Source organism: Actinoplanes sp. NPDC051633 (assembly GCF_040681735.1).
Taxonomy (GTDB): Bacteria; Actinomycetota; Actinomycetes; order Mycobacteriales; family Micromonosporaceae; genus Actinoplanes.
The window spans coordinates 1-2,622 of the sequence record NZ_JBFAZH010001080.1 but is presented as its reverse complement, the minus strand read 5'-3'; the positions used below and the strand labels follow the sequence as shown (position 1 = coordinate 2,622).

Here is a 2,622-nt window from a genome sequence, read left to right as displayed (position 1 = left end):
TGAACCACGGACCACCCGGGTAATCCGGTCGGCAAGCGAAAAGTGGTAGCCCACGCACCCATCCGACCCCGGAATGCGTGTGTGGGCAACCACTTTGTGGTTTCAGCTGACCAGGGTGACGGTGAGCTCCACGTCCACGTGGCGGGCGATCAGGGCCCGGCCCGTGGTGACGCCGGCCGCGACCCGGTCGACCCGGGTGGTCGCCGTGATCCGGCAGCCGTCGACCGTCGGCTCCATGCCGGTGATCGCCAGCGACACCTCGGTGGAGCCGCCGCGCACGCTCAGCACGCCGACCACCTGCCAGCCCTGCGCGCTGCCGGTCACCCGGGTGCTGCGGAAGCCGATCACCGGATGCCGGTCGGCGTCCAGGAACCGTTTGCCGCGCACGTCCTTGTCGCGGCGCGGGTTGTCGGTGCGCCAGCCGGTGACGTCGAGCTCGGCGGAGACCGTGGAGCGGCGCGGCTCGTCGGCCACGGTGACCGTGCCCGAGCGGACCGGGACCTCGCCGCGGACCGGCTTCTTGCCGATGGTGTGGTAGGCGGCGAAGCTCGCGCCGGAGCGCGCCGGGTCGATGGTGTACGTGCCGGGCAGGATCTCGATCAGTGTGTTCGTCATGCGTCCAGCCTCGGCCGCACGGGCGTGACCGGCCTCAGTACGACTACGTAGTTCCACCACGCAACCGCGCCACCAGCTGGGTGCGGTTGCGCACCTCGAGCTTGGCCAGGACGTTGCGGACGTGTGTCTCGACGGTCCGCTCGGAGAGCACCAGCTTGGCCGCGATCTCGCGGTTGGACAAGCCGTCGGCGACCAGGCCGGCGATCTCGCGTTCCCGGGCGGTGAGCCCGTCGTCGCCGAGCTCCCGGGCGATGGTGAGCAGGCGGTGCAGGCCGAGCCGGCGAGCGGTGGCGGTCGCCGTGGTGACCAGCCGCTCGGCCGCCCGCCGATCACCGGGTCCACCGCGGCGCACCAGGGCCCGGGCGTGGTCCAGCTGTGCCTGCGCCGCGCACCCGGGCGCGCCGATGCTCTCCTCCATCCGCACCGCCTGGTCGAGCAGGCGCACCGCGTCGTCGTGGGAGTCGAGCGCCGAGGCGATCACCCCCAGCGACCGCGCGATCGCGCCGTAGCTGCTGACCGTCGAGTTCAGGTAGCGGTGCGCGTACGGCAGCATCTGCTCGTAGTTCCGCCGCGCGATCTCCGGCTCACCCATCCAGGCGGCGACCTCGCCGCCGACCAGCATGATGTAGCACCACCGCCGGTCCCGCGGCACCGCCGGCAGCGCCGCCCGCAGCCGCGGCCAGGTCTCGGCCGCGAACTCCTTGTCGCCCATCAGCAGAGCGACGTGGCACGCCTGGGCATCGGCGATCGGCACGCCGGCGAACGTCCGGGAGAACTCGACGACGTCCTCGTCCCAGTGTCCGAAGTCGCCGGTGAACGCCGCGACCCCGGTGGCCGACGCCAGGTAGAGCCAGAACGCGGTCTCGTCCTGCGCCCGCACTCCCACCTCGCGCGCCTGCAGCCCCAGCTCGGCAGCCGCGGCGACCCGGCCGCCGAGAAGCTCGCGGACGGCCCGGCCCCGCAACAGATGCCAGCGCGCCACCGGCCACCCGAGACGGTCCGCCAGCACGGTCAGCCGCTGCAGCTCGACGTTGAAGGCGGGCATGTCACCCTGCATCAGCAGCATGTCGATCCGCCACTCGCGACCCCACAGCTCGGCGTCCGGCCGCCCGCTCAGCGCCGCCATGGCGATGCTGCGATCAGCCAGCTCGCGGATCTCGTCCAGATGGCTCAGCGGTTCGAGGATCTCGTGCCGGGCGTGCACCGCCGCCACGATCGCCTCCGGCCGCCCGGACCGTTCGGCCATCGCCATCGCCCGCGCGCTCGCCTCCTCGCCGGCGGCCCGATCGGTCTCCTCGGTCAGCAGGAACGCGTACTGCGCCAGCACCTCGGCCGCGTCGTCGGAGTCGCCGAGCAGCGCGAGGGCCCGCTCGCACAACGAGATCAGGGCGGGCGCCAGCGGGCCGGAGAAGCCCCGCACCACCAGCGCGGCGGCCGCCGCCAGCGAGGCATCCTGTGTGGACTCCGCGTGGTCCATCGCGGCGGCGGCGTCCCCGATGGCGAGGTCGAGCCGGCCGTCGTGATAGGCGGCCTCGGCCCGCCGCAGCCGCAGCTCCGGATCGCCGGGCGCGAGTTTGATCGCGCGGTCGTACCAGTACACCGCCTCGCCGTAGGCCAGACCGAGCTCGGCCACCCGGGCGGCATCCACACAGGACGCACGGGCGGCGAGCCGGGACTCGTCGTCCACCGACGCGCGCACCCGATGCCGGGCCACCTCCGCGGGCGTGGCGCTCGTGGCGGCCAGCGCGGTGGCCAGCCGGGCGTGCCAGCCGATGCGCTCGGTGCGGGTCAGCTCGTCGTAGCGCGCCCGGCGCACCAGCTCGTGCCCGAACCGCAGCGTCGAGGGGTGCCACGGGTCCTCGGTCAGCACGCCGGCCTCGAGCGCCTCGGCCAGCAGCCGGTCCACCGCGTCCGGATCCGGCGCGGCGCGACGGAGAACGGCGGTGTCCACCTCGGCGCCGCACGCCGCCGCACCGCCGAGCAGGTCCCGCGCCGCCGGTGACAGCG

Annotated in this window: 2 protein-coding genes; both read right to left on the bottom strand. The window is 73.9% G+C overall.

Features of this window, described 5'->3' with window-relative positions; translation table 11 throughout:
* Window positions 1-102: 102 nt before the first annotated feature.
* Window positions 103-615: a YceI family protein gene (locus AB0M20_RS37175; protein WP_364305450.1), complete on the bottom strand. Its 513-nt coding sequence runs from the start codon at window positions 613-615 to the stop codon at window positions 103-105.
* Window positions 616-658: 43 nt separating this feature from the next.
* Window positions 659-2,622 (bottom strand): LuxR C-terminal-related transcriptional regulator (locus AB0M20_RS37170; protein ID WP_364305449.1); only part of this gene is annotated, 1,964 nt, incomplete at its 5' end.

Coding starts and splice junctions, on each gene's coding strand:
- AB0M20_RS37175 (WP_364305450.1), bottom strand. CDS start 615: ATGACGAACACACTGATCGAGATCCTGCCCGGCACGTACACCATCGAC.